Origin of the sequence: Megasphaera hominis (assembly GCF_014269395.1) — a bacterium.
Lineage (GTDB): Bacteria > Bacillota > Negativicutes > Veillonellales > Megasphaeraceae > Megasphaera > Megasphaera hominis.
Genome location: NZ_JACOGK010000014.1, coordinates 1 through 20537 on the forward strand (window position 1 = coordinate 1; position 20537 = coordinate 20537).

Consider the following 20537-nt stretch of genomic DNA (forward strand, 5'->3'; position numbering starts at 1 on the left):
AGCACCGTATGTAGTTTTTCTTCTGCACAAACCTTAGTTCTATGCATAATAAATGCTCCCTTCCAAGTAGAGTGAGATTTTATTATTTCTCATGTCTACCTAGAAGGGAGCATATCAGAATACAAACGGTCTGTCTTTTCTATTGCTTCCCTGAGCAGTCTCAACATGCAGGCTATACCGGATATTTCCGATTTTTTGCATGAGCACATTAGCAATCTCCATTTGCGCATCTTCACGTCCCATTCCCAGGATATTTACGACCTCGTCGAGCAGCATGAAGCCGATTTGGGCTTTACTCTCTTTGCCCGGGAATATCCTAACGTTCATGTAGAACCGTGGTTCAGCGAGCCCATGGTGGTCGTGCGGCCTAAGGGCACTCTCTTGAGCGGCCCTGTCTGTACGCCGCAGGAGCTGCGGCCGGAAAATGAAGTGTACAACTACAATGGCATCCGCTTTCAGGATTGGCACGACGAATGGTGGCCTGCAGCGCGCAACAGCTACGTCAGTCTCGATAATGCCAACCTCATTCCTCTCTTGCTGAATAAGCCCGGTCAGTGGACAATCCTGCAGGTTTCTCTGGCGCGCAGAATGGCGGCGACGGGCAACTATTGCATTCAACAGCTGTCCACGCCGCCGCCGGCACGTCATTGCTATTTAGTGACTCATTTGCATCCGACCCGGCATGCAGCCCGCATACTGGATATACTTCGCCCGTATTTGCAGGATCTGGCGAAGACCTGGAATCAGAGGACGCTTCCTGAAGAAGCGCACTAGACCTTGTCGGCAAAATAATAGACGACGTGCAGCAGGCTGTCGGCCATATAGGCCAGGGCCTTGCTAGACCAGTGGAATTCCGGGTTGTGGCCGTATACAGGGTCTTCATCGTAGACGCCGACGTAATAGAAGCACGCCGGTACGGCGGCGCTGAAGTAGGCAAAGTCTTCTGAGCCCGAGCCCCGCTCGATGGGGACGATTTTTATGCGCTGGCCGCAGGTATCGTGCAGGATATCTTCTACGTGTTGTGTGACGGCCGGGTCGTTTTGGCAGACCAGTGCAAAGGGGACTACGTCTAAGTGGCACGTGCCGCCGTAGATGGCAGCAGTAGAGGCCAGGATTTCTTCTAATGTATGGAGAATTTCGTGGCGTTTCGTTTCGTCGTACGTGCGCAGTGTACCCTTCAGTTCGGCATCGTCAGGGATGACGTTGGGATTGTGGCCTGCCTGGAACTGGCCGAAGGTGAGGACGACGCCGTCGCCATCGGCACGGCGGTGGTAGACGTAGTCCTGGATTTGGGAAATGATGGAAACGCCCATCTGGATGGGGCTGACGCAGTCGCTGGGCCGCGAGCCGTGGCCGCCCTTGCCGTGAATGGTAATGGTGAAATCATCACACGATGCCGAGCAGTCGCCGTGGCGCAGGCCGATGTAGCCTTGGGGCATGCTGCCGGCTACGTGCAGGCCTAAGGCGTAATCCACCGTAGGCTGGGTCAGGATGCCTTCTTTGATCATGCGGGCTGCGCCGCCGTCGCCTTCTTCTGCCGGCTGGAAGGCCAGGCGGATCGTGCCGCGCAGGCAGTTTCTGTGGGCCTGGAGGATGCGGGCGACGCCGAGGAGATTGGCTGCGTGGCCGTCGTGGCCGCAGGCGTGCATGACACCCGGCGTTTGCGAGCTGTACGGGCACTGGTATTGTTCCGTCAGGGGCAGGGCATCAATATCGGCGCGCAGGAGCAAAACCGGACCGGGCAGGGCACCGCGGATGAGGCCCGTTACGCCTGTTTCGGCAATGGTGCGCACGTCTTCAATACCGGCCTTATGCAGTTCTTCTACAATGCGCTGGCACGTGTGATACTCTTTGCCGCTTAATTCGGGATGGGCGTGGAAGTGTTCACGCATAGTCATCATATAAGGTAATTCCTGTTGGACAGCTTTTTCTATGGAAAAATCAGGCTGATACGGTTTCATGAGCAGGCCTCCTTGGGGTCACGTTAGGTTAGATATATGTTAAGCATAGACGGATAAAAGATACATGTCAACACAGAATACATGATGAGAAAATTTTTCAATACTGTTGCATTCGCAACAGACTAAATGATACAATAACAGTATAGTTTAGGTAGAAAAAAAGAGAATCCTATGAAAGGAGCGATTCATATGAAATCTATCGTCATTTATTCCTCGCAAACCGGACGTACCCGCAAGATTGCCGAAGCCATTGCAGCCGGATTGCCGCAAGGTACGCCGTGCCTGCCTCTGAACGAAATGCCGGCGAATATAAAGGACTATGACTGCGTGTTCTTTGGCCTTTGGGAAGACCGGCGCGGTCCGGATCCGGAAGCCCAGGCTGTCTTGAAGACGCTGGAAAATGAGCACATCGTCATCTTTGCAACGGTTCATGACGATGTCTTCTCTGATAATGTATCGAAAACCTTGCGCAATATGATTGAATCCTTGCCGCCGCAGACGCGGGTCGATGGGACGTACGTCACCTGCACCGATGGCAGCCACGCCAAGGAACCGATCCGGGATAATGAAGATCTCCGTCTGAGCGATGCCCAGGATTTTGCCGAAAATACGCTCCGCCGCATTGAAGTCGTCGCTTGAATGCCTTCAAGGTGTACGCCTCCCCAATATATATCCTGCCATAGATAAAGACTCTGGACTATCAGTGCCCGGAGTCTTTTTTTTGCGTAAAAAACACAACATAAATTCATTTTACTCATACAAAAGAAAGGAAAAAGGTTAGAAATTCTGCTTTTTATGACGAATGGGAAAAAAATAAGCAGAAAAGGTCCTGGTTTCTTTACGTATTCCAGCGTATTTGCAGGATTCCATATGTCTATGTTGAATTATTCACCTAATATATAATTTGTCAAAAGGATATTCATTTTTATTTTAATTTTGATAATGGTATGATGTTTTCGTAAGATACGTATCGAAAATACACATACTCAATACGGCTTGCCGCGTGGCTGCGCGCTGGCAGGGAATGCCGCTTCAGGCAGCACTGCGAGGACAAACTATATATTGGAGGAATAAAAGATGGGTAATCTAAAAAAGAAAATAGGTTTCCGATGGTTTGTACTAGGATTAATCTTTTTTATCTATATGATCGCCGGCGCCGACCGGTCCAATATCGGCATGGTGGTACCGTATATCAAAGAAAGCTTTCAAATGAGTAATACGGACATTGGCGCTATGGCGGCTTTCTTCTATGTGGCCTATGCCATTGTCCAGATTCCGTCGGGCCATTTATATGGTAAACGGGGCGTGCGTCACATTTTTTCCGGCGCTGTCATCCTGACGTCTATTGCCACATTTATCATGGGTCTTTCCAACTCGGCAGCCCATCTGAAAGCTGCCCGGGCTATCCTGGGTTTTGCTGAAGGGCCGATCAATATTGGTTCCCTGACGACGATTAACCGCTGGTTCCCGACGAAGGAAAAGGGAATCGCAACAGGTGTCTTCATGGCTTCCATCAAATTTGCCCCGGCCTTTGTACCGCCTGTCTGTGCTTGGATCATCATGATGTATGGTTGGCGGGAAGTATTTTACATTTTCGCTATTCCCGGTACGTTCTTTGCAATCCTTTGGTGGTTCCTGGTCAAGGATAATCCGAAAGACAGCCGTTTTGTCAATGAAGCTGAACTGGAGTATATCAATCAGGCCGATGCAGGTACACCGGCAGTCAAAGACAAGAACGTGCCCGTCCAGAGAAATACACATACGACCCTGGATAAATTGATCCGTACGCGTGTTGTCACACCTTTGGCGACGAATATGCAGGTGCTGCGCTCGTGGAACGTCTGGGCTTGCGCCCTTGGGTACTTCCTCCTCGTCGGTATTACATATACGATTATGACCTGGATTCCCACATACCTCGTTCACGTTAAGCATTTTTCCATCATCAAAGTCGGGCTTGTCGCCTCTGCTCCCTGGGTTGGCGCCGTCATTGGCAACCTCCTTGGCGGTATGGCGTCGGATAAGCTCTTTGGCAGCCGGCGTAAACCGACTATGCTCGTTACAACAGCCAGCACGGTCGTCCTCATGTATGCCCTTTTGTATGCACCGAGCGACCCGACTGCGTTAGGACTCTTGCTCCTTACGGCAGGTATTTTCCTTAACTTCGGCTATTCCATGTTCCTGGCCTATCCCATGGGCATTACAACGAAGGAAAAATGTCCCTTTGCAGCGTCCATCGTCAACACAGCCGGCTCCTTAGGCGGTGCATTTGCTCCCTTTATCGTCGGGGTTATTCTGGATACGTTCAGCTGGGATTCCGTATTTATTTTCCTGGCAGGTATTTCTCTGGCAGCCTTCTTCCTCGTCGTGTCTATGATTGAACCGATTGCGAAAGAAACAACGACAGAAGAAGCAAAATAACATATATAAAGATATATAGGAAAAGGCACTGATACCGGATTTTGGTATACAGTGCCTTTTTTCTCAGTGAAATACGTGGACCAGCTTTTGGTACACTATATGGGCTACTTTGTGGTTTTCAAAGAAGAGGAAAATAATGGGGATAATGAGCAGCGTAAAGACTGTCGACGTGAGGAGACCACCAATGACGACGACGGCCATACTGGAACGCGTTTCCGAACCGGCCGAGAGGGAGAGGGCTGTAGGCAGCATGCCTACGACCATGGTGAGGGTCGTCATGAAAATCGGCCGCAGGCGGACGCGGCCTGCTTCGATAATGGCTTGCCGCGGTGGCAGGCCCTGTTCCATGAGGGTCAGGGTGTAATCCAAAAGGAGGGTGCCGTTCTTGGCGACGAGGCCGTCCATGACCAGAATGCCGATGAGGGAATAGAGGTTTAGGGACTGGTTCGTCAGGAAGAGGAGAAAGAGGGAGCCAATGAGGCCCAGGGGCAGGGAAAACATGCGGATAAAGGGCGTCTTTACCGATTCGTACAGGATGGCCAGGATCATATAGATAAGAATCAGAGAGAGGACCAGGGCTAAGCCTAAATCGCGGAAGGTATCGCTCATCTGATCGGCCTGGCCGGTGAAGCGGTACGTAATGCCGTTTAGGTCCAGCTTGTCCAGGCGCTGGCTCAGATCCTTCATGGCTTCGTTCAGAGGCCGGTTATCGAGGGTGCTGCCCAGGGTAATACTCCGTTCCTTATCGGTCCGGCGGATCGTGACCGGTCCCGTTTCGGCTTTGACTGTCGCTACGTCGGAGAGGTAGATGATATGGCCGTTGGCGCTCAAAGGAATCGTTTCCAAATCGGAAATGCGGTAGCCGTCAGAGCCCTTGAGGCGTACGTAAATGTCCGTATCGTTGTTGTCATTTTTCACGTCGTTCGCCAGGACGCCGGCCTTTTGGCCGCTAATCGCGTTGGCAAAGGTGTTGTTCAGGTCACCAATGGATGTGCCGTAGTGTTTGAGCTTTTCCCGGTCTACGACGAGGCGGTATTCGGGCATGCCTTCTTCATAGGAGCTGCTGATGTCGCGCAGGCCGGCGACGTCGTTTTTCATGATGTCTTCGATTTCATGGGATTTGGCGACGAGGTCGTCGTTGTTCTTGCCGCGCAGCTCTAAGCGCAGGTTGCCGGAGCCGCGGCCAAAGCCGCCGGAAACGCCGGAGACAGAGGCCTGGTTTTCCTGGACGCGGATTGTACCGTCCCAAATGTGGTCGGCTGCAAAGGCGCGGACCTGGTTGGTGATCTGCCAAATCGAGCGGGACCGGTCGAGGCGGTTTTTGAGCGTCACCTGAATGCTCGCTTCGTTGCTTTGGCGGCCGCCGATCATGGCTGTACAGTAGGTTACTTCGGGAATGGTCGATAAGTACGTTTCCAGCTGCTTTGTCACGGCGTCGGTCCGTTCCAGGTTGGCATTGGTCGGCAGCTGGACGGTAATGCGAAAGCCCGATTCATCGGTCTGGGGCATGAATTCCGAGCCGACGAGACCGGCCGGCACGAGGGCGACGGCGGCGATGAAGACGGCCAGGACTGCGAGGACTACCTTTTTGCTGTGATCCAGGGTCCACGTCAGGAGCTGTACGTAGTGCGTGCGGGCCCAGTCCTCGATGTGGTCCATTTTTTTCCATAGGGGTCGCTGAGATTGTACGGCCAGGCCTTTTTTAAAGAAACGCGATGCCAGCATGGGGGTCAGCGTAAAGGAGACAAAGAGGGAAAAGAGCGTGGCAAAGACGATGGTCAGGCCGAACTGCTTGAAGTACTGGCCGACCATGCCGGTCATGAAGGCAATGGGCATGAAGACGACGACGTCGCAGAGCGTAATGGCAATGGCGGCCATGCCGATTTCCATACGTCCGTTCAGGGCGGCGTCGTGCGGTGACTCGCCTTGCATGAGATGGCGGTGAATATTTTCCAGGACGACGATGGAGTCGTCGACGAGGATGCCTACGCACAGGGCCATGCCCATGAGGGACATCATGTTGAACGTAAAGCCTGCCAGGTACATAACGAAGAACGTCGAAATGAGGGACGTCGGTATGGCGATCATGACGGCCAAGGTCGAGCGCCAGCCACGCAGGAAGAAGAAGAGAACCAGGCCCGTCGTAAAGAGGCCTTCAATGAGGGTCTGCAGCGTATTGTGCAGGGAGTTGCGGATGTATGACGCCGCTTCGTTGGTCACCGTAAAGGTATAGTCCGGGTTGTCCGCCCGCAGGCTGTCTAGCTTTTGCATGACATTGTCGACGGTGGAGACGACGTTGGCGTCGCTGTTTTTGTAGATGGCCATGATGACGGCGTCGCTACCATTGATGCGGGCGTAGCGCGTGACGCGCTGGTCCTTGCGGCGGATCGTCGCGACGGCCGTGAGAGGAATCTTGGCGCCTTTGATATTGGTGACCTGGATTTTTTCCAGCTCGTCCTCGCTGATGAACTGGGCTTTGACGCGCACGTCTGTCGTCGTCGAATCCGTATAGACTGAGCCGGACGGCATGAGGACGTTTTCGGCCTTGATGGCGCTGACGATTTCGGCCAGGGTCATATCGTAGTGGACGAGTTTATTCTTATCGACTTCGACGGCAATTTCCTTGTCGCGGCCGCCGTTAAGTTCGATTTCCGAAACGCCGTCGGCCTGCTGGATGACGTTTTCAAAGTCGTTTTCTGTTTTGGAATAGATGTCGTCTAAGGATTTGTTCGATTGGACGGCGACGAACATGATAGGCGTCGCGTTAATATCGCGCTTGATGACGACGGGCTCGTCAATGCCGTCGGGGAGCTTGCCGCGGATGGCGTTGACCTTTTTCGTCGCGTCGATGGCGGCGGCGTCAGCGTTGGCCGAGAAATCCAGCTCCAGCGTAATGCGGGCCTGGCCGTAGGAAGCCGTGGAGTTCATGTGCTTGACGTTAGAGACGGACGACAGGGCGTCTTCAATAGGTTTTACGACCTGCTGCTCTACGGAATCGGCGTTGGCACCGGGATAGCTGACGGTTACGGTGACGTACGGCGTGTTGAGGGACGGCAGGAGCTCTACGCCAATGCGGTAGAAGCTGAAGAGGCCTAAGACGACGAAGAAGGCCACGACCATGCAGATGCCAATGGGGTGATCGATAGAATATTTAGTGAGATTCACGGCGCATCACGTCTCCTTTTCTATGGTTACGTGGGAGCCGTCCTTCAGGCGGGCCGTGTTGGTGACGGCAATGCGGTCACCGACGGAGAGGCCGTCTAGGATTTCGACGTAGGCGTCGTTACGCAGGCCTGTCTTTACCTGGCGGATTTGGATCGTATTGTCCGGCAGGATGACATAGGCGCTGCTTACGCCGTTCAGTTCGAGGAGGGCGTCTTTGGGGACGTAGAGCGTTTGCGCCCGCTGCAGGACGTCGACACCCGATTGGGCGAACATGCCGCCCCGCAGGGCGCCGTCGGGCTGGGTCAGGGTGATGCGGACCATGTAGGTCTTGGTCGTCGGATCCATCGCTGGGCTGACGTAGGTAATGACGCCGGCGTAGGTCTGGGCCAGGGATTCGATGGAAACGGTTACGTCCATGCCCATGTGGATGGCGGCCACGTCCGTTTCCGACAGGGGACAGTCGATGTAGATGCCGCTCGTATCGGTTACGGTGAGGACCTTCGTGTTGGCCGGTACCATGGCGCCTACTTCTGCATTACGATAACTGATGACACCGGCCCGGGGCGCGCGGATGGTCAGGTCGCCCAGCTGCTGGGACAGGCTGTCTACGACGTAGCCGGCTTTGGCCTGGGCGGCCTGTTTGGCGGCAATGGTAGCCGGTATGTCACCGAGGTTTTGTGATTCCAAGTTTTGCAATGTTGATTGTGCAACAATGAGCGCTTGGTATACCGTATCGAGATCCTTCTGGGAAATGGCCCCTTCCGATTTCAGGATGACATAGCGGTTGTAGTTCATCTTGGCCGTTTCGTAATCGATGCGGGCCTTTTGCAGATCTGAAGAAAATTGGGCTTCAGCCGCTGTCGATTCGGCTTGGGCCTGCTGGAGCGCTGCCTGGTCCTGCTGCAGCGTCAGGCTCGTATCGGTCGGATCCTGCGTCAACAGGACCTGGCCCGGTTCGACGTAGTCACCGAGCTGCACGTCGACGGAGGCGATTTTGCCGGCATATTTTGTGGACAAATCGACTTGGGCGATAGGCACAGTCTCGCCGGACATAGACACGTGACGGTACATATCCTTGCGTTCTAACGTATAGGCCTGGACGGCCGCATCGGTCGTGGCCTGGGCGCCTTTTTTGGCCGTATTCGAATGGCTCAGGGCGTAGATGCCGATACAGGCCAGGAGCAGGATACAGGCAAAGGCCAGTAGTTTGCCGCGCCGGCTGTGCAGTAAGGCAAGCCATTTAGTATCTTTCATAGGAATCCTCCAGAGGTGATGGGCCGGTGCCTGACGGTTCTGTTTTCTTACAGCTACACCGGTTATTTGAAAACGCATATAGTGTATATAATATATATACTATTATATAGCTTTGGAAAAGACAGATAAAGCCGTCTGTTCATGCAGTCTATTATAGCACGGTACGGGCCGGGCTGTATGTAAATTTTTTCCGTGCAGCTAGTGAATATATTTATCTTTTAGGCCGCCTGTTTTGTGCCTCTGTGGCAAAATTTTTTTTCCAATGGCCTCCTGTTCTATGATATACTGTAGACATTGTACAGGGAGGTTATAGCATGCAGGTAAAACTGGATATTATACCGGTTATCCGGAATCTGAACCATTGGCCCCGCTTTCGTCTCCGCCTCTTTGCGGAAGGCGCCTGGGTTGGCTTATTAAGCGGTATTATCATCAGCTTCTTTCGCTGGACCCTCGATGCAGGGACACAGCTGAGAGAATATATATATACAATCTTAGTGGCTGCAGGGCCTGTAGAAAACGGCCTGTGGTTTTTATTGCTTCTGGCTGTGGCGGCTCTGTTGGCGTGGCTGAAAAAGATCGAACCGGAAGCCTCCGGGAGCGGCATTCCCCAGGTCAAAGGGATTATCCTGGGGGTCATCCGCCTGCGCTGGCTGCGCATTATCTGGGTCAAGCTCGTCGGTGGCATTCTCGGCATCGGCTTCGGCCTTTCCTTAGGCCGCGAAGGACCGTCAATCCAGCTCGGTGCCATGACGGCGCAGGGCATGAGCCGGGCCTTGGGGCGGACGCGCATGGAAGAACGCTATTTGATCACAGCCGGTGCCAGTGCCGGCCTGGCAGCAGCCTTTAATGCGCCTTTAGCCGGGGCGATTTTCGCCTTGGAAGAGCTGCACCGTAATTTTTCCAGCGTCGTCTTGGCGCCGGCCATGGCAGCAGCTCTTGTATCTACCATGACCTGCCGTCTCGTCTTTGGCCGGGAACCGATCTTTCATTTCGGCGGCCTGCCGCCCTTTCCCTTGCGTTACATGTGGCTGGCTGTCGTCCTGGGCGTAGTCATCGGTATTGGCGGCTGCATTTTTAACAAGGGCCTCATCAATGTGCGCCATTTTTACAACCTGCCTGTATTTCGCAATGATTTCATGCGCATCGGCTTTGCCTTGGTCGTCGCCGGCATTTTAGGCTATGTATTCCCTCAGGTTTTGGGCGGCGGCAACGACTTGATCAATAGTTTGTATAAGTTACCTTTATCTTTAACTTTATTTCTCACGCTCCTCGTGGGGAAATTCCTCTTTACGCTCATCAGCTATGGCTGCGGCACGCCGGGCGGCTTCTTCCTGCCCATGCTGGTGTTAGGCGCCTTGTGCGGTGGCAGCGTCGGCATCGTCCTCGTCCAGACCGGCGTCATTCCGGACTATTATTTATCGAATATCGTTGTCATTTCGATGGCCGCCTTTTTTGCCGCTTCTGTCCACGCGCCCGTTACGGGGACGATCCTGATCATGGAAATGACCGGGTCGTACGAACACTTGCTGGTCCTTTGTACGGCCTCTATGATTGCTCTCGTTACAGCCCAATTGCTGGGCGGACAGCCCATTTATGATACACTGCTTAAGCTGTCTCTTGCCAAGAGACATGGACCGCTTCCTTCGTCCCAACGGCGCAACGTATTGGAGTTTACCGTCGGCAGTGGCAGCCCTGTAGACGGGAAATATATCGGCCGGATTGAATGGCCGGACCACGTAGCATTAGTTGATATTAAGCGCGGTACGGAAGACATTGTACCCGATTATCACACCCGTTTGTGCGCCGGCGATTACATTTATGTATTGACCGATTCAATAGAATCGGCCGAAGCGACGCGAAACCTCGTAGAAAGGGAAAATGCATAATAATTATTTAAAATAGTACCAGATACTAAAAAACTGCAATATAAGTGTTGAAAATACACGGATTACCTGTTCCAATATCAATGAGAATAGAGAGTAAAATAGCGAAAATATACTCATAAAGATACATTTTTTTGACTTCCGAAATGATTTTTGCTATAATCTTGTCGATGTGTTTTTTTGATATTAGCGAAGAGGTGGTTTTTTGAATAAACGAATCGTGATTTTACTGACCGTATTGTTTGTATTAGTATTTTCATCGATTGCATCCGCAAAGGTTGAAATGGGAATGACCGGCTCTGCTGTTCAGCGCGTACAATATATGCTCATTGCTACAGGATATTTATCAGATGGAGCCGATGGTGTGTTTGGCAGTGGTACACAAACTGCTGTGCGACGCTTTCAAGCAGATCATGGCTTAGATGCTGACGGTGTTGTCGGTTCGCAGACCATGCAGGCCCTTTCGAATGCCAGCGGCCAGCAGGCGCCGGCTGAAGACAGCGGTTACCAGCGCAGCCTTGTTATGGAAGCAACGGCTTACACAGCCGACGATCCGGGTAACAGCGGCTATACTGCCGGCGGTCATCGCCTGACCCGCGGTCTCGTATCGGTCGATCCGAATGTCATTCCGTTGGGCACCCGTTTATACATTGAAGGGTACGGCGAAGCCGTAGCGGATGATACAGGTGGCGCCATTGTAGGCGACCGCATCGACCTGGGTATGGATGACCGGAATGAAGCCTTGAATTTTGGCAGACGCAGTGTCGTCGTCCATATTTTGTAAGCAACATATAGCATGTGTGGGGAGAGGCAAAGGCCTCTCCTTTTTTCTATCCCTTTGCGGCATATTTAGCTTTCTCAATTTGCCGTAACTTTTTGTAAAATTACTATGTATTTTGCAAGTCATTTGTGTTATTCTTAAGAGACGTGATAAAGTTATTTCATACCAGGGAGGCAAATGCTGAATGGAAGACACGATTGCACTTATATTGGCAGCAGGCAAAGGAACGCGGATGAAATCCAAGCTCCCGAAGGTTCTGCATAAAGTCGGCGGCGTGCCGATGGTAGAACAGGTCCTGCGTACCGTAAAAGCTGCGGGGACACAGCGGCAGATTGTCGTTGTCGGTTTCGGCGGGGAAGATGTACAGGCATATCTGGGCAATGAAGCAGAAACAGTTTTGCAGGCAGAACAGCTGGGAACGGGTCACGCCGTATTGCAGGCCGAACCGCTGCTGGCCGGCGCGACAGGCACGCTCCTCGTAACCTGTGGCGATACGCCTCTTGTAACCAAGGAAACCTTTGACGGCTTATTTGCCTGTCATGCAGAAAGTGGCGCTGCGGCGACGATTTTGACGGCCCATATGCCGGACCCGACGGGCTATGGCCGCATCATCCGCAACGAAGCAGGCCAGGTCGTGAAGATTGTCGAACAGAAGGATGGCACGCCGGAAGAATTGGCTGTCGACGAAGTCAATGCCGGTATTTACTGCTTTGATTTATCCCTGTTATGGCCCATGCTGCATCAGATCAGCAATGACAATGCGCAGGGCGAATATTATTTGACGGATATTATCGGCATGCTCGTCGCTGCCGGTAAGGTGGTCAGCGCCTATGCTGTCCCCGCATATCAGGAAACACTGGGCGTAAACTCGCGCCTGCAGCTGGCTGAAGCCGAAAAGGTACTGCGCCAGCGCAAACTGGTAGAATTGATGGCCGCTGGAGTCTCTATCATCGATCCTGCCAACACCTATGTCGATACGACGGTCGTCATCGGCCGCGATACGGTGCTCTATCCGGGAACGATCCTCGAAGGGCAGACGGTCATTGGCGAAAACTGCCAGATCGGGCCGTACGTCCGCATGACCAATGTCCACATGGGCAATGACGACCATTTGCAGTTTACCTATGCCCACGATTGTGAAATCAAGGATGGCTGCGAAGTCGGCCCGTTCGTCCATTTCCGTCCCGGTACGGTCATTGGCAACCACGTAAAAGTGGGTAACTACATGGAAGTGAAAAACTCCCACGTTGGCGACGGCACAAAATTGCCGCATCTCAGTTATATTGGTGACAGCGACGTCGGCAGCGGCGTTAATATCGGCTGTGGTACGATCACTGTCAATTACGACGGCAAGATAAAGCACCGCACGGTTATTGGCGATCATGCCTTTGTCGGCTGCAACAGCAACCTCGTAGCGCCGGTGGCCATTGGCGAGTATGCCTATGTCGGTGCCGGTTCTACCATTACGAAAGATGTACCCGCCAAGGCCCTGGCTGTCGGTCGCGCCAAACAGCGCAATATCGAAGGCTGGGTCAAAGACGATACATATAAGAAATAACCAGTAAATTTTATTGTTTTTCCATTACTGTTGTTATATCAATATTCAATTAGGAGGCTCACAATGAGTTACGAAGACGGGAAAAAGCTGAAAATTTTTACAGGCAATGCCAACCCTGAGCTGGCGAAAGAAATTGCTGATTACCTTGGCCTGGAATTGGGCAAAGGGTTTGTCGGCAAGTTCAACAACGGTGAAATCCAGGTTATGATCGACGAAAGCGTTCGAGGCAAAGATGTATTTGTAATTCAGCCGACCTGTCAGCCTGCCAATGACACGCTGATGGAATTGCTGATTATGGCCGATGCGCTGAAACGCGCGTCTGCACGCCACATTACAGCAGTCGTACCGTACTATGGCTATGCCCGCCAGGACCGCAAGACACGCGGCCGTGAACCGATTACTTCTAAATTAGTAGCTGACCTGATGACGACAGCCGGCATTACCCGCGTCGTTACCATGGACCTGCACGCCGGCCAGATTCAGGGCTTCTTCGATATCCCTGTAGATCACCTCGGCTCGGCTGCTATCATTGCTAAATATATTAACCAGAAACAGGCTGCCAACGACATGGGCGACATCGTCGTCGTTTCGCCTGACCTCGGTGGCGTAACGCGTGCCCGCGATCTGGCTGACCGCGTCAATGCACCGATTGCCATCATCGAAAAACGCCGTCCCCGTCCGGGCGTAGCGGAAGTCATGAACGTCATTGGCGATATTAAAGGCAAGACCTGTATCCTCGTCGACGATATTGTCGATACAGCCGGCTCTCTCTGCGGCGGTGCTAAGGCCCTCAAGGAAATGGGCGCTGAACGCGTCTATGCAGCCTGTGCCCACGCAGTATTGACCGATCCCGCTGTAGAACGCATCAAAAATTCCGTCATCAGCGAACTGATCATTACCAATACGATTCCCTTGCCGGAAGAAAAGAAGATCGACAAGATCCGCGTCCTTTCCGTTGCACCGCTCCTGGGCGAAGCCATCATGCGCATCTTCCATGATGTGTCCGTCAGCCGTCTCTTCGATAAATAATAGGGACCGTCGTGCATATGATAGTAGGCCTGGGCAACCCGGGCCGGGAATACGAAAAATCAAAACATAATACGGGCTTTCTCGTCGTCGACGAACTGGCAGAACGGTACAACGTAACGGTCTGGCAGAAACGCATGGACGCCCTCGTGGCCCAGACCGTCATCGATGGGGAAACGGTGCTCCTCGTCAAACCGCAGACGTTTATGAACAACAGCGGCCAGTCTGTAGGCCCGCTCATGCGCTGGTACAAGCTGGACCAGCAAAACGTCTATGTCATTTACGACGATATGGATCTGCCCGTAGGCCGTCTGCGTATCCGTACGAACGGCAGCGCCGGTGGCCATAACGGCATCAAGAGCCTCCTGGCCAATGGCTGCGACCAATTCATCCGCTTCCGCGTAGGGATTGGCCGGCCCTTGCCACACCACGACGTCATAGATCACGTTTTAACGCCTTTTCCGCCGGAGCTGGTACCCGACTATGAAAAGGGGATTAAAGACGCGGCAGACGCCATTGTAGGCTGTTTAAAGCTAGGTGTAGATGTAGGGATGAACCGTTTCAATCCGCATAAGAAAAAACGTAGCGAGTAAACACTACAATATAGAATATGATATAAATATATGTTATAAAAACCTCTCTGCCGGACAGCCCCGGCGGGGAGGTTTTTTGCCGTACCTGGACGCTGGCTGCATCTGCGTGTATACTAGTTACGTGCAGCTTCTGTCTGCACAGGTATGTATTGGAAGGAGCGCGTACTGTGATTGAAAAAATGTGGGACTCTCCCCTTATGTATCGAATAGAAGTACCCTTGCCGGATAACCCCCTGCGGTACTTGAATTCCTATGTCGTGTGCGGCAGCGACCGCTGGCTCGTCATCGACACGGGCTTTAACCGGGAAGAATGCCGGGAAGCCCTCTTTTCCGGTCTTTCCCAGTTGCAGGTCGACCTGGCGCGGACCGATTTGTTTTTGACCCATTTGCACGCTGACCATACAGGCCTCGTCGGCGATTTCGCAGGCCAGGGTTGCCAGGTCTACATGAACGGCGACGACTATCAATACCTCGTCGATTCGGCCTTAGATGGACGGACGTGGAAGTATACAGAACAGCTTTTTATGAAGGAAGGCATGCCGCCGGAGGATATTGAAAAGCAATTTTCCAACCAGGCCCGCAAGTTTTCGCCGGACCCGAGCTTTTCCATTCATCCCGTAGGCGACGGCGATGTCGTCACCTTGGCCGGCGTGGATTTCCAGGTGATCCATACGCCGGGCCACACGAAGGGCCTGTCCTGCCTCTGGCTGCCCAAAGAAGGACTGCTCGTTTCGAGCGACCACGTCCTCTTTGATATTACGCCGAATATCCAGCGCTGGCAGAACCTGCCGGACGCCTTGGCGTGCTACCTGCACAGCCTCGACAAGGTGCGCGATTTGCCGGCCCGTTTGGTCCTGCCGGGCCACCGCAAGGCGAGCAGCGCCTTAAAAGAACGGGTAGATGCCATAAAGGCCCATCACGCCAACCGCCTGCAGGAGCTTTGGCAGGCAGCTAAGGATCACCCCGGCGCGACGGCCTTTGAACTGGCACCACACCTGACATGGTCCATGCGGGGCAAGAAATGGCCGGAATTCCCGCCGACGCAGAAGTGGTTCGCCATGGGGGAAACCTTATCGCACGTGGAATACCTGCTCCATCACGGCCGCTTGGAACAGGAAGAAAAGAACGGCCTCTACATCTATTACGCCATTTAGAAACGAACAGGAAGCAGCTCCTTCGCACGCCGGAGGAGCTGCTTTTTTATGACTGAAATAGTTGCTTTCCTGCAATACTATGCAAAGAGAACGGCTATGCTATCCGTGCGGGGCACAGCGGAGCCGGCCGGGCAGCAGGCCCGATGTGCCAGTGGCCGGTCCGTGTATGCGGCGGATTGTAACAGAGACAGTATTTGCCAGACTGGAAATTTTATATAGTTATATACTATGTAAAATGAGAGAAAAAATGTATTATACAACGGGAATGGCCTGTGATACACTGTAGGCAATGAAGGGATACAGCGTATCCTAGGGAAAACAACTACTTTTTATGTCATGCATTATATATCTAATTTCTATATGATGCGCAGAAATGGAGGAGAGTAATATGGAAAAGGAATTACTGAAACAGATGGGATTTGCTACGAAGGCCATTCACGGCGGCGCTATGAAAAACGAATTTGGCGCCTTGACGAATCCGATCTATCAGTCGTCTACGTTTATTTTTGATTCGGCTGAACAGGGCGGCAACCGCTTTGCCTTGAAGGAACCAGGGTATATTTATTCGCGCTTAGGTAACCCGTCGGATACGCAGGTAGAAGAAAAGGTAGCCCTCCTCGAAGGCGCTGAAGCTGCTTGCTCCGCTGCGTCCGGTATGGGCGCTATCGCTTCTGCCCTGTGGACGCTGCTTCACGCAGGCGATCATGTCGTAGCCAGCGATACCTTATATGGCTGCACCTTTGCTCTCTTGAACCACGGCCTGAGCCGCTATGGCGTAGATGTATCCTTCGTCGATATTACGGACCTGGACGCTGTGAAACAGGCTATCAAACCGAATACACGCGTCGTCTATTTGGAAACGCCAGCCAACCCGACGCTGAAGATTTCCGATATTGAAGGCATCAGCAAGATTGCCCATGCAAGTGGCGATATCAAGGTCGTCGTCGATAACACGTTCTGCTCGCCCTACATCCAGCAGCCTTTGTCCCTCGGTGCCGACGTCGTCGTCCATTCGGCTACGAAATACCTCAACGGCCATGGTGACGTCATTGCCGGCTTCGTCGCAGGCTCGCAGGAATATATTAATAACGTCCGCCTCTTTGGCATTAAAGATATGACCGGATCCGTCCTCAGCCCGTTTGATGCCTTCCTCGTCGCCCGTGGCATGAAGACCCTGGCCCTGCGCATGGAAAAGCATTCGGCTAACGCCATGCAGGTGGCTGAATTCCTCGAAGGCCATCCGGCTGTAGAAAAAGTGTACTATCCCGGCCTGAAGAGCTTCCCTCAGTATGAACTGGCAAAGAAACAAATGCGCCTGCCTGGCGGCATGATTTCCTTTGAACTGAAGGGCGGCAAAGAAGAAGGCGCCGTCGTCATGAATAACGTCAAGCTGTGCAGCCTTGCCGTATCCCTGGGCGATGCCGAAACGCTGATCGAACACGCTGCCTCCATGACGCATTCCACGTATACGCCGGAAGAACTGAAAGCTGCCGGCATCAGCGAAGGCCTCGTTCGCCTGTCTGTCGGTCTCGAAAATGCAGAAGATATCATTGCCGACCTCAAACAGGCTCTGGACCTGATTCAATAAGTCTCCATATATACCATCGCCAATACAAACACAAAGGCCGCTCCTCCGGGAGTGGCCTTTGTGTATTCTGAGAGGAAAGAAAATGCAAACAATTCGTCAGCCGCAATTTCATTATGTAGCATATTCATAGTTATAAACTATGAATATACAGAGAAAACATGTATTATACAGTCGTTATACAATATAGTAAAATAAATACATAAGTTGACGTATCGAAAAAATATAAAGTATTAACGGCATGTTACTAAGTAATAACCGTTATAAAGAAGATAGAAAAGCAAGGCATACCTTTAAAAATGGATATATACTATAATAAAATACTATTTTTCTGTCGAGAAAATATGAGGAAATGAGACACGGCGCCAATTGAAATTCCTTATATTGTGTACTCTAAATCAACAGTTTTTTTGTATTGTATGAAAGGAGAAAGAGAGAATGGACGAAGAAAAAGGAGTGAAACAGGAACCTGCCGCCAATACGTCCCAGGCAAGTCAGGTAGTAAAACCGAACGGACTGGCTTTGGTTCCGTTCCTGGTATTTGTCATAGTCTATTTGGGCAGCGGCATTATTTTAGATATGAGCGGTATGGAAATGGCCTTTTACCAGTTCCCGGCTCCCTTGGCGGCAGCCATCGGCGCCATAGCGGCCTTTATCCTCATTCGGGGATCCTTTGAAGAAAAGTTTGAAACCTTTGTACGCGGCTGTGGTGATTCCAATATTATCATCATGTGCGTCATTTACCTCTTGGCCGGCGGCTTTGCCGCTACGTGTAAGGCCATGGGCGGCATCGACTCGACGGTCAATCTGGGCCTTACGTATATTCCGCCTGAATATTTGGCAGCCGGCGTATTCGTCATTTCCGGCTTCATCGCTACGGCTACGGGCACCTCTGTAGGCAGTGCCGCAGCGGTCGGCCCCATTGCCATTGCCGTCGCCGAAAAGGCCGGCATTTCCATGCCCCTCATGATGGGCTGCGTCATGGGCGGTATCATGCTGGGCGACAACTTGTCCATTATTTCCGATACGACCATTGCTTCTACGCGCACGCAAGGCTGTGCCATGAAGGATAAGTTCCGCCTGAACTTCTGGCTGACCCTGGTCCCGGCCATCGTGACGGTCATCCTGTTGATTTTCTTTGGCGGTTCGGAAACGGCAGTCAGCACAGGGGAACATCCCTTTACGCTGGTTAAGGTATTGCCCTACATCGTCGTCCTCGTCACGGCCGTAGCCGGCGCTAATGTTTTCCTCGTCCTCTTTGGCGGCATCCTCCTGGCCGGTGGTATCGGCATCGTCTATGGCGACTTGTCCATCCTGACCTTTGCCCAGGCTGTGTATCAGGGCTTCCTGGGGATGACGGATATTTTCTTCCTCTCCCTTATTACGGGCGGTCTGGCTGCCATGGTCAATAAGGCCGGCGGCATTTCCTTCCTCCTGGTCAATATCCAGAAGTTTATCAAAGGGAAGAATTCGGCTGAGCTGGGGATTTCCGCACTGGTTTCTATTACGGACCTGGCAACGGCCAACAACACGGTTTCGATCATCATCAACGGCGAAGTGGCCAAACGCATTTGCTACACCTTCCACGTCGATCCCCGCCGCAGCGCAGCGCTCCTGAGTACCTTTTCGTCTATCTTCCAGGGGCTCATCCCCTATGGGGCGCAGATGCTGATTTTGACCAGCTTTGCCGGCGGTCTTGTCTCGCCGCTCCAGGTATTGCCCTACTGCTGGTTTATCTATCTCTTAGGTATTTCGGCCATCGTTTCCGTCTTCATTCCCTTCTCGGACGGTTTCATCCGCAAGGATCCTTGGGATTACGCTATGAAGCGGCCCAAGAGCCAGGCCCTGGATGGCGATAGTATCCCCGAAATTTAGCATTGCATATAGAGAACATCCCCTGCCCTGGTGGCGGGGGATTCGTTTTTTTAGGCCAGCCGGACAAAAAGCAGGCCCGTCAGGACGCTTTGTCCTGGCGGGCCTTTTTGTATGAAAGAGGGATCACACCTGACCAGCATTGAGGCGATGTGCTGTCAAGGTCTTTTGCACTTGTTCGATATAATTGCGCGCTTCCGGCGAAAGGGAGGCGTTGTCCGGCTTGATCCAGCCGACACACATAATGTCCAAGGAATTTTTTAAGGGAATGGCAGTAAACTGATCGTTCAGGGAATGGAAGAGAATGCCCGTACTGACGGTATAGGCGTCGGTTTCCTTGATGATGCTGAATAAGGTCGACCGGTCGGTTACGTGGATCATGCGCTGCGGCTTAATGTCGGGCATGACGATTTCTTCGGAAAACTGGTACGTATCCTCGCCTTGCGTATACTGGACATACGGGTATGGGTTTAATTGTTCCAAAGATAAGGTCTTGTATTTGGCTAAGGGATGATCTGCCTTCAAAAAGACGGCCGGCGGATAGGAAAAGAGCTCCGTAAAGGACAGGCCGTTGCGGCGCAGCGTCCGGGTCATAAACTTGCGGGTCATATTGGAGATGAAAATAAGGCCGATTTCACTGCGGCGCATCATGACGTCCTTCAATACCTGTGACGTCCGTTCTTCCCGGAGGGTTACGTCATACGTCGAGCCCGGTACCATTTCTGCTAAGTACGACGTCAGGGCGTCGACGGCAAACATGTAGTGCTGCGAAGAAATGGAAAGGCGTACCTTGCTGGCATCCTGCTCGGCATCATCCAAGTGAAAATGGTCGCGGAGCGAAGCAGCATCTTCGATAATGTGGGTAGCGTGGTTGAGAAATTCCAGGCCGTCCGGCGTAAAGGAAATGCCGTGGCGGTTCCGTTCGAGGAGGGTGATGTGAAATTCCTTTTCTACTTCCCGGATGGCGGTACTCAGGCTCGGCTGGGAAATAAACAGGGCCTGTGCCGTAGCAGAAATCGAGGTGTGCTTCGATAATTCGACAATGTAACGAAGCTGTTGTAACGTCATAATAAAATCCCTTTCTTATATATATACAGACTATGCGAATGTATTAGTTATACTTTATATCGATAAGTGTTTGACTTATGTTGCTTCTATTTTAACAGAGAAATAATAAAAAATAAAGAGTATAAATAACAAAAGTAAATTTATCCGCATGATTTGTTATATAAAGAAAGATGTGCCAACTTATTATATCTATAGAATGCATGTATACAAGACGGGAGA

15 protein-coding genes are annotated in these 20537 nt (G+C 52.2%); 11 read left to right on the forward strand and 4 right to left on the reverse strand.

Annotation, left to right across the window (positions count from 1 at the left end):
- The first annotated feature begins 111 nt into the window (after positions 1-111).
- Positions 112-774: a substrate-binding domain-containing protein gene (locus tag H8J70_RS05825; protein ID WP_288201341.1), complete on the forward strand. Its 663-nt coding sequence runs from the start codon at positions 112-114 to the stop codon at positions 772-774.
- Here H8J70_RS05825 and H8J70_RS05830 read toward each other — a convergent pair.
- Positions 771-1961 carry a M20 metallopeptidase family protein gene (locus H8J70_RS05830; RefSeq protein ID WP_186502924.1) on the reverse strand — a complete coding sequence of 397 codons (1191 nt, stop codon included), beginning with the start codon at positions 1959-1961 and terminating at the stop codon, positions 771-773. The genes H8J70_RS05825 and H8J70_RS05830 overlap by 4 nt on opposite strands.
- A gap of 189 nt (positions 1962-2150) precedes the next feature.
- On the opposite strand from H8J70_RS05830, the gene H8J70_RS05835 reads away from it, so the two are divergent.
- Both H8J70_RS05835 and H8J70_RS05840 read left to right on the forward strand, forming a co-directional pair.
- Positions 2151-2600 (forward strand): flavodoxin family protein, encoded by a 450-nt coding sequence (locus H8J70_RS05835; RefSeq protein WP_186502925.1) that lies wholly within the window; start codon positions 2151-2153, stop codon positions 2598-2600.
- Between the two features lie 438 nt (positions 2601-3038).
- Positions 3039-4379 (forward strand): MFS transporter, encoded by a 1341-nt coding sequence (locus H8J70_RS05840; protein ID WP_186502926.1) that lies wholly within the window; start codon positions 3039-3041, stop codon positions 4377-4379.
- A gap of 63 nt (positions 4380-4442) precedes the next feature.
- Here the strand turns inward: H8J70_RS05840 and H8J70_RS05845 are convergent, their stop codons facing one another.
- Both H8J70_RS05845 and H8J70_RS05850 read right to left on the reverse strand, forming a co-directional pair.
- Positions 4443-7544: an efflux RND transporter permease subunit gene (locus tag H8J70_RS05845; protein ID WP_186502927.1), complete on the reverse strand. Its 3102-nt coding sequence runs from the start codon at positions 7542-7544 to the stop codon at positions 4443-4445.
- Between the two features lie 6 nt (positions 7545-7550).
- Positions 7551-8798: an efflux RND transporter periplasmic adaptor subunit gene (locus tag H8J70_RS05850; protein WP_186502928.1), complete on the reverse strand. Its 1248-nt coding sequence runs from the start codon at positions 8796-8798 to the stop codon at positions 7551-7553.
- 314 nt (positions 8799-9112) lie between these two features.
- Here H8J70_RS05850 and H8J70_RS05855 point away from each other — a divergent pair, with 314 nt between their 5' ends.
- The 8 genes from H8J70_RS05855 to H8J70_RS05890 all read left to right on the forward strand — a co-directional run bounded on the left by H8J70_RS05855 (position 9113) and on the right by H8J70_RS05890 (position 19253).
- A complete protein-coding gene (locus tag H8J70_RS05855; protein ID WP_186502929.1) occupies positions 9113-10684 on the forward strand; it encodes a ClC family H(+)/Cl(-) exchange transporter in 1572 nt (523 codons plus the stop codon).
- Between the two features lie 202 nt (positions 10685-10886).
- On the forward strand, positions 10887-11465 hold the full coding sequence (locus H8J70_RS05860) for a peptidoglycan-binding protein (RefSeq protein WP_246415284.1): 579 nt from the start codon (positions 10887-10889) through the stop codon (positions 11463-11465).
- Between the two features lie 181 nt (positions 11466-11646).
- Positions 11647-13020, forward strand: coding sequence for a bifunctional UDP-N-acetylglucosamine diphosphorylase/glucosamine-1-phosphate N-acetyltransferase GlmU (glmU, locus tag H8J70_RS05865; protein ID WP_186502930.1), 1374 nt, complete (start codon positions 11647-11649; stop codon positions 13018-13020).
- A gap of 63 nt (positions 13021-13083) precedes the next feature.
- A complete protein-coding gene (locus tag H8J70_RS05870; RefSeq protein WP_186502931.1) occupies positions 13084-14049 on the forward strand; it encodes a ribose-phosphate diphosphokinase in 966 nt (321 codons plus the stop codon).
- A gap of 17 nt (positions 14050-14066) precedes the next feature.
- The gene (pth, locus tag H8J70_RS05875; protein ID WP_222433607.1) at positions 14067-14639 is read left to right on the forward strand and encodes an aminoacyl-tRNA hydrolase; all 573 of its coding nucleotides are present in this window, start codon (positions 14067-14069) and stop codon (positions 14637-14639) included.
- A gap of 197 nt (positions 14640-14836) precedes the next feature.
- A complete protein-coding gene (locus H8J70_RS05880; protein ID WP_246415285.1) occupies positions 14837-15793 on the forward strand; it encodes an MBL fold metallo-hydrolase in 957 nt (318 codons plus the stop codon).
- A 388-nt stretch (positions 15794-16181) separates the two neighbouring features.
- Entirely contained in the window at positions 16182-17381 is a 1200-nt protein-coding gene (gene megL, locus H8J70_RS05885) for a methionine gamma-lyase (protein WP_186502934.1), read from the forward strand.
- 435 nt (positions 17382-17816) lie between these two features.
- Positions 17817-19253, forward strand: coding sequence for a Na+/H+ antiporter NhaC family protein (locus H8J70_RS05890; protein ID WP_186502935.1), 1437 nt, complete (start codon positions 17817-17819; stop codon positions 19251-19253).
- Between the two features lie 123 nt (positions 19254-19376).
- Here H8J70_RS05890 and H8J70_RS05895 read toward each other — a convergent pair whose 3' ends face one another.
- Complete coding sequence (locus tag H8J70_RS05895; protein ID WP_186502936.1) at positions 19377-20318, reverse strand: LysR family transcriptional regulator; 942 nt, start codon at positions 20316-20318, stop codon at positions 19377-19379.
- Between the last annotated feature and the right edge of the window lie 219 nt (positions 20319-20537).